Below are 7,534 nucleotides of genomic sequence, written 5' to 3'. Positions count from 1 at the left end.
GATGCCGTCGGCGCTGTCGGCGTGGGCCAGCGAGACCACCTGCTGCGGGGCGGAGGCGGGGGCCGCCATCGCGGTCGCCGGCAGGGCGATGCCGCCACCCACCAGGGCCACGGAAGCGCCGGCCAGGACGATACGACGGGACAGGATGCGCTCGAACATCGGAATTCTCCACTCGGTATGTCGGGAAGGGGGGTGAAAACCGCCCTCCTTTTCTGACCTGAGGGAGATTTTCCGCCCCCGGTTTTCCGGATGTTTTCTCCGGTGAGGGCGTACTTCAAATAAACCCCACCCGTGCGCCACCGTCACGCCACTGCAATACGGGACTTGACAGACTCGATGTGCCGGCCTCGGTGCCGCCCGCGCCTGCCCCGCGGGCGCCTTCCTCAGCGAGTCCTCCTACGGCAACGCCGGCGGCGTCGCCCTCCCCGACGGCTACCTCCGGCACGTCCCGCGAGCGGAACTCCTGACGCCGGCCGGGCGTTCACCTGGTACGGCTGCGGAACGCACACTCCCGGCCGGGGCCCCCGGGGGCGCCCCGGCGCCCGGGCCCGCAGCCCCCTCCGACCGCCTTGGCTGCCCACCCCCCCCGGCAGTCCAAGGCGCGCCCCGGCCGGCCCTCCCCCCGGCCGGCCGGGGCCCTCACTCGTCCCCTGTGGCCTCGCCCGCCGTCCCGCGGGCGCGGGCGTGCCCCGTTCCCGCCGTCCCCGCCCCGATCCCAAAACGCTGGTCAGCCGGTCGGGACCGTCTCGGGACGTCCCTGGGACCCGTGACCGCCCGGGACGCGGGCCGAGCTGCGCTACGTTCCAGCCCGGCTCATCGGCGGACGGACGACGTCACCGCCCGGTCGGGCCGCCAGGGGGACGGGCGACGGGCCTCCCCCTGCCCTCCGCACCCCTACGGGAGACTCTTCATGCGCAAGCGCATCGCGGCGATCCTCACGGCCGTCGCGGCGGTGGCCGGCCTGTCCCTGGCGGCCACTCCCGCGCAGGCCGCCGACCGCTACGGCATCGAGATCGACAACCCCGACGGCTACTGCCTGGACGTCCCTAACAGCAACTTCACCCCCGGGACCCCGCTCCAGGCGTGGACGTGCAACCACACCGACGCCCAGAAGTGGAACCTCGTCCACGTGGGCAGCCACTACATCAAGATCCAGTCCACCGCGCACCCGGACCTGTGCCTCAACAACCAGTACGGCCGCGACCACACCGGCGACCGGATCCTCATCTACTACTGCAGCAACAGCGACTCGTTCTTCAACACCGTCGGCGTCGACTGGAACGGCTACTGGGAGTTCCAGCCGTCCGCGTCGTCGGTGAACTGCCTGAACTACGCCGGCGGTTCGCACCAGGGCGCCTGGCTCATCCAGTACCCCTGCGAGCCGCGTGCGACGAACTCGCTCTTCGACCTGTGGAACGTGGTCACCTCGGAGTAGCGCTCCACGGGGCCGGGCCGTGGGTGGGCCAGGATGTGGGGGTGGAGGCGAGGGCGGTCAGGCCCGGTTCACGACCACGCCGCCGCCCGCGCCCGGCCACCTGAGCAGCCGTCACGCAGCCTCCCCCGGGGCGGAGGACACCCGGCGCGCGCCGGCCCGCGCGGGCCGGCCCGCGCGTGCATTTGACAGGTTCAGGCGGCAGGGCGCCTACTGAGAGTGAGTCCTCGGCCCGTGCACGGGGCGGCGCGATCGTCGCAGCCGCCGGTGCGCGACGGCGGTTCCGCCGACGGGCCGTCGCCGCCCGGTCGACGGGCGGCGCCCTCACTCCGGCCCCGATGGTGGGGCGACCCCCGTCGTGGCGTACACCCTGAAGGGTGCGCAAGATGATGCGTGACGTGCGTGTGCGCGGCTGGATCGAGGCGATCGCCGCCGCGGTATGCGGAATCCTTCTCATCGTGACCCTGATCTGGCGCGACTGGATCGAAGAGGTCTTCGGGGTCGACCCCGACCGGCACAGCGGCGCGCTCGAATGGACCATCGTCGTCCTCGCCGTGTGCGGAACCCTCACGTTCTCGCTGCTCGCGCGGAGCGAATGGCGCCGGGCCAGGGCACTGCACCCAGGCACCCAGTGAGTCCACCAGGAGCAGGAGGCTGCCCGATGTCGGAGGAGAAGCGGTCCGAGGGGCCCCCGTACGCGGCGGAGGAAGCGAACGTGGGCCGGACCCGCAAGCCGAAGTCCCTGGCGAAGCCCGGGAAGCGGGCCAGGGCGATGGCCGAGGCGGCGGAGTACACCCCGACCCCCGAGGAGCTCGACGCACGTGAGGTCGCGATGGGCCGGCGCAGGAAGCCCATGGGGCCCCGGCAGGACCAGGTGCCCGAATCCATTCCGAAGGAGCTCGACGAGCCCGACGAGCCCGAGGAGCACTGACGGAGGTGCAGCCATGGCTCAGGTCCGCCTCATCCGGAACATCGGCCTCGACGACAACGCCACCGGCGTCCAGACGAGCACCATCCACGAGCCGACCGTCGCTACGTCCCACGACGACGTCTTCATCACCGGCAACTGGTTCGCTGGCCGCAGCACCGACGACGGAGCGGCGTGGACCCTGATCAACCCGTACAACGCGCTGCCCCCGGCAGCGGGCGGCTTCTGCTGCGACCAGATCGTCCTCTACGAACCGAGCCGGGACATCTGGATCTGGATCCTGCAGTACGCCGCCGCGGGCGGCGGCAACGTCTTCCGCATCGCCTACGCCCCCGGCGCCGACCCCACCGCATGGGCGTGGCACGACTTCGGCCCGCGGGACCTGGACCCCACCTGGACCGACCTGTGGTTCGACTACCCCGACGCGGCGTTCAGTTCGAACCACCTGTACGTCACCTTCAACGGCTTCAACGGGGCCGGCTCCTGGCAGCGCGCCTTCGCCTTCAAGGTCCCCCTCGACACGCTGCGGGCCGGCACGGCGCTCACCTACCAGTGGTGGTCGACGACGAAGAACGGATCCCTGCGCCTGACCCAGGGCGCGGCCGGGAGCATGTTCTTCGCCAGCCACAACGGCGGCCGGACCCTGCGCGTGTACGGGTGGCCCGACGGCTCCAACACGGTGGGCTCGTTCGACGTACAGGTCGGCCAGTGGACCCGCGATCCGTACAGTGCGCCCGGCCCCGGCGGCGTGGAATGGCTGACCCGGACCGACTCGCGCATCACCGGCAGCTGGGTGAGCGGCACCCGCGCGGGCTTCCTGTGGACGGCGGGCCCCCGGTCCGGACGCCCCCTGCCCTACGTCAAGGGCGCGGTGGTCGACTGGACCACCCAGGCCCTCGTCGAGGAGCCCGACATCTGGAGCCAGGAGTCCGCCTACGCCCAGCCCGCGGCCTGCCCGAACGCCCAGGGGATCGTCGGCGTCTCCCTCTTCCTCGGCGGCGGCCCGCGGCACCCCGCGCACGTCGTCGGCTTCCGCGACGGCGGTGAGTGGCGGCTGGCCGTCACCGGCACGAGCACGCACGGGCCGTTGGCCGGCAAGTGGGGCGACTACCTCAGCTGCCGGCGCCACCACCCCGAGTCCTCGGAGTGGGTGGCCTCCGGCTACACGCTCCAGGGCGGCTCGGACCGACGCAACGTCGAACCCCGGTACGTGCACTTCGGCATCGGCCCCTGACCCGCGCCGGTGGCCGGCCCCGGCGACCGGGAGGCGAGCGGCTCCGGCAGGGCTCGGGCCGGCCCCGCAGACGCGGTGGATCCGGGACGTCCACCGTACAACCACCCTTGCGCGCACGGCGGTCGAGCGGTTCCATGAGTCCTGGGCGAGGCCACGCGCAAGGAGGCGGGCGATGAGCGGGCGCGCATTCGAGGACTTCCCGGACGACGTCCGGCGGCGGGCACTGCAGTTCCTCGGCGAACGGGGCACGGGGGCGTTCCCCGAGGCGTCGAACACCGGATCCGAGGGCAGCGAGGGAACCGAGGGGAGCGAGGGCAGCGAGCGCAGCGAGTCCTCCGAGAACAGCGAGAACAGCGAGTCCACCGAACGCAGTGAGTACAAGGAGCACGAGCACGGCTGGGGTGCGGACCGGCTGCCGGGCGGGCCGGGTTCCGGGCTGACGTGGGAACCCCGCTAGGCGAGCCGCCGTGCGACGAGGAGGCGCTGTTCATCCCGTCCGCGTCGCGGCCCGACGTGGTGAGCGAGGTCGGGGTGCGCGCCTGGCTGGTCGCCGAGGCCCTTCGCGCCTTCGAGGAGGGCGATGACGCTGCTGGTGCTGGCGGACAGCACTGACGAGACCGCCGTACGGTTCGCCCGCGCCGCTTCCGAAAGGGGCGTGGAGGCCGTCGTGGCGGCGGACTTCGACCGGCTCGCGGTCTCCGTGACCGTGTCCCGCGAACTGCGCCCCCGCAGCACCGTCCTCGTCGACGGCCGTCCCCCGGCCGGCATCCTCTGCCGCGGCCGGGCCGACCTCTCGACCCGCCCGACACCGGCCGCCCGCTTCGCCGCCGACGAGCGGCAGGCCGCCGTCTGGTCCGCCGTGGCCCTGTGGCCCGGCCCCGTGGTGAACCGGCCCACCGTGCACGGGTACCCGCCGCGGCTGGACCCGCTGGAACTCGCCGCGTCGGCGCCCGGCGTCCTCCCGGCCGGCACCCTCACCGACGGCCGGGACGCGACCGGGGCGAACCACGCCTACCGCATCAGCGACTACGTACCGCTGGACCCCGCCGCACGCACCCCGTTCGACGTCGTCCACCTCACGCGGATCGACGCGGGGCGGACCCACCGGCTCCTCTTCGCCGGAACCAGCACCTTCCACCTCGGCGACCCCGGCCGCCGACCCGACCTCGCCCGCCACGCCCCGCAGGTCACCCTGATCCGCAACTGGCTGCACGCCAAGCAGACGGACTTCGCGATCGTCACCGTGGAGACCGCCGAGGCGGCCGACGGCGCCCTCCGGCTCCTCGAGGCCTCACCGTGGGCGAACCACCACCAGTTCGCGTCCGTGGCGGACGCCGCGTACGCCGCACTGCTGGCCCGGCTGACCCGACAGCCACGGCCGCCCCGCCAGCCACGGCCGCCCCGCCAGCCACGGCCGCCCCGGCGGCCGCGGCCGGTCGGGTGATCCTCTGCGTCGGCGTCGCCGCCGACCCCACCTTCCTGGCCGGACTCCACGCCGTGCGGGCCGCGGGCCTGGACCACGAGGCGGTCGACCTGCCCTCCCTCGCCCTGCGGGGATCGGTACGCATCCCCCTCGACGACCTGGCGAGCGCGACCATCGACACCGGCCGCCGCGTCATCCGGCTCGGCGAGGCCGGTGCCGTGTGGTGCCGGCTGCTGGACGTGTCGGCCCACGCCCCCGCCCCCCGCCACGCGCACGCCGCCGCCGGGCACTACCAGGCGTTCCTGCGGCTGTTCGAGCACCTCCCCGTCCGGGTCATGAACCGTCCGCTGCGCGAGGCCACCGGCTTCACCAAGGTCCTGCACGCGGTGGCCCTGGCCGCCGTCGGCGGCTGGCAGGTGCCGAGGACCTGCCTGACCTCCGACCCCGAGGAGGCACGCGCCTTCGTCGCCGACTGCCCGCGGGGCGCGGTCTTCAAGGGTGCGTCCGCGGCCAAGACCTTCGCCCGGGCCTACGAGGCGGGCGACGAGGCCCGGTTGGACCGGCTGGGGCGGGTACCCGTGCTGTTCCAGGAACGGATCACCGGTCCGGACGTACGGGTCCACACGGTCGGCGACCGGGCGTTCGGGGAGGCCATCCACTCACCCGAGATCGACTACCGCACCGTCGTGGGCGTCAACGACTACCGCCCCGTCACGCTCCCGGAGTCCGTGGTCCGCGGCTGCGCACGCCTGACCGCCCACACGGGGACGCCCCTGTTGGGGGTGGACTTCAAGGTGGACGCGGCCACGGGGGAGTGGTACTTCCTCGAAGCCAACGCCATGCCCTGTTTCGAGGGCTACGACCGCCGCGCAGGGGGCGCGATCACCCGGGCCATGGCCCACTGGCTGGCCGGCCCGTCCGACCCGCCGCCCGTCACCCCGTAGGGGGTCGGCCGGCGGCTCACGGGCGGGCCCGCGACGGTCCGGCGCGTCACAGCACCGGCCGCGCGAACGAAACCTCTCCGGGTTCCTCGCCCGGCCAGCTGAGCTGCGTCGGGGTGGCCGGGGTCCGGGCGAGCAGGGAGCCGCGGGCGACCACGTGGGTCGGACGCACCTGGCGGCGCAGGGCGTCGTACGGGGTGCGGGCCGGCAGCAGGACGAACGAGGCCGGGGCGCCCGGGGCGATCGCATGGTCCTCCAGGCCCATGACGGCCGCCGCCCGGTCCGTCACCATCGAGAACGCCGTCGCGATCTCGTCGGCGCCGGTCAGCTGGGCGGCGTACAGGCCCGTGAGGGCGGTCTGCAGCGGGTTGCCGGTGCCCAGCGGGTTCCACGGGTCCATCACGTCGTCGTGGCCGAAGGCCACGTTCACTCCCGCGGCCAGCATCTCCTTGACCTGGGTCAGGCCGCGGCGCTTGGGGTAGCCGTCGAAGCGCCCCTGGAGCGCGAGGTTGGCGAACGGGTTGCAGACCAGGTGCACCCCCGAGCGGCGCAGCAGCCGCTGGAGCTTGTAGCTGTAGGCGCCGTTGTACGAGCCCATGGCCGTGGTGTGCGAGGCGGTGACCCGGTCGCGCAGTCCGGTGCGCAGCGCGAGCGCGGCCAGGACCTCGACGAAGCGGGACTGCTCGTCGTCGATCTCGTCGCAGTGCGCGTCCACCCGCAGCCCGTACTGCTCGGCCAGCGAGAACGCCACGTGCAGGGACGCCACACCGTCCTCACGGGTGTCCTCGAAGTGCGGGATCGCCCCGACCACGTCCGCGCCGCGGGCGACGGCGGCGCGCATCAGCTTCTCGCCGCCGGGGAACGAGGCGATCCCCTCCTGCGGGAACGCGACGACCTGCAGCGTCATCACCTCCCGGACCCGGTCCCGCACCTCCAGCAGCGCGTCCAGCGCCGTCAGGTCCGGATCGGTCACGTCGCAGTGCGTCCGCACGTGCAGGACGCCCTGCGCGGCCTGCCAGCGCAGCACCTCGGTGGCGCGGGCCACCACGTCCTCGCGGGTCAGGCTCCGCTTGCGCTCGCTCCAGCAGGCGATGCCCTCCCACAGCGTGCCGGAGGCGTTCCACCGCGGTTCGCCCGCGGTCAGCGCGGTGTCCAGGTGGATGTGCGGCTCGACGAAGGGCGGGCTGAGCAGATCGCCGTGCGCCTCGATCAGCACCCCCGTGCTCGGGGGCTCCTTCTGGTCGTCGTACGGCACCACGCGCGCGACGCGGCCGTCCTCCCCCACCTCCACGTCCATCAGGGAGGGCGAGAGCTCGCCGCCGCCGGTGTACAGCCGGGCACCGCGCACGATCATCCGCATGGGCCCACCCTAGGGCGACCGGCCCGGGTCCGCCGCGTGCCGACTCGTGGCCCGACCGCCACGGAGGCCCCCTTCCCGGCGGCTTCCCGGCGGGCTCCGCGGACGGAGGAGTTCGGCCCTGAGGGGGTTCGTCCGGTTACGGAGGGTGGGTTCGGGGGGTGGGGGCGGTGAGGCGGCCCACAGGGCGCAGGTCACATCCGAGGGGCGGTAGTAGAC

The 7,534-nt window shown here is 73.6% G+C and carries 9 protein-coding genes; 8 read left to right on the top strand and 1 reads right to left on the bottom strand.

Going from position 1 to position 7,534, the window contains the following annotated elements; all coding sequences use genetic code 11:
* Positions 1–910 precede the first annotated feature (910 nt).
* The 8 genes from IF43_RS38535 (at position 911) to IF43_RS0134795 (ending at position 5,961) form a co-directional block, all read left to right on the top strand.
* Positions 911–1,435: an RICIN domain-containing protein gene (locus IF43_RS38535; protein WP_030210685.1), complete on the top strand. Its 525-nt coding sequence runs from the start codon at positions 911–913 to the stop codon at positions 1,433–1,435.
* Between the two features lie 383 nt (positions 1,436–1,818).
* Complete coding sequence (locus IF43_RS0134825) at positions 1,819–2,067, top strand: hypothetical protein (protein ID WP_030210671.1); 249 nt, start codon at positions 1,819–1,821, stop codon at positions 2,065–2,067.
* A 26-nt stretch (positions 2,068–2,093) separates the two neighbouring features.
* Complete coding sequence (locus tag IF43_RS0134820; RefSeq protein WP_030210667.1) at positions 2,094–2,363, top strand: hypothetical protein; 270 nt, start codon at positions 2,094–2,096, stop codon at positions 2,361–2,363.
* 13 nt (positions 2,364–2,376) lie between these two features.
* A complete protein-coding gene (locus IF43_RS0134815) occupies positions 2,377–3,594 on the top strand; it encodes a hypothetical protein (protein WP_051796829.1) in 1,218 nt (405 codons plus the stop codon).
* Positions 3,595–3,766: 172 nt separating this feature from the next.
* A complete protein-coding gene (locus IF43_RS0134810) occupies positions 3,767–4,051 on the top strand; it encodes a hypothetical protein (protein ID WP_063753452.1) in 285 nt (94 codons plus the stop codon).
* Positions 4,036–4,206, top strand: coding sequence for a hypothetical protein (locus IF43_RS41940; RefSeq protein ID WP_158939670.1), 171 nt, complete (start codon positions 4,036–4,038; stop codon positions 4,204–4,206). The genes IF43_RS0134810 and IF43_RS41940 overlap by 16 nt, the downstream gene beginning before the upstream one ends.
* Positions 4,175–5,038 carry a hypothetical protein gene (locus IF43_RS41300; protein ID WP_051796828.1) on the top strand — a complete coding sequence of 288 codons (864 nt, stop codon included), beginning with the start codon at positions 4,175–4,177 and terminating at the stop codon, positions 5,036–5,038. The genes IF43_RS41940 and IF43_RS41300 overlap by 32 nt, the downstream gene beginning before the upstream one ends.
* Positions 5,035–5,961, top strand: coding sequence for a RimK family alpha-L-glutamate ligase (locus IF43_RS0134795; protein ID WP_030210652.1), 927 nt, complete (start codon positions 5,035–5,037; stop codon positions 5,959–5,961). The genes IF43_RS41300 and IF43_RS0134795 overlap by 4 nt, the downstream gene beginning before the upstream one ends.
* 46 nt (positions 5,962–6,007) lie before the next feature.
* Here IF43_RS0134795 and codA read toward each other — a convergent pair whose 3' ends face one another.
* The gene (gene codA / locus IF43_RS0134790) at positions 6,008–7,318 is read right to left on the bottom strand and encodes a cytosine deaminase (protein ID WP_078910676.1); all 1,311 of its coding nucleotides are present in this window, start codon (positions 7,316–7,318) and stop codon (positions 6,008–6,010) included.
* Positions 7,319–7,534: the final 216 nt, after the last annotated feature.

Source organism: Streptomyces sp. NRRL S-87, assembly GCF_000719335.1.
Classification (GTDB): Bacteria; Actinomycetota; Actinomycetes; order Streptomycetales; family Streptomycetaceae; genus Streptomyces.
The sequence above is the reverse complement of the archived record's forward strand: the minus strand, read 5'-3'. Positions and strand labels throughout refer to the sequence as shown.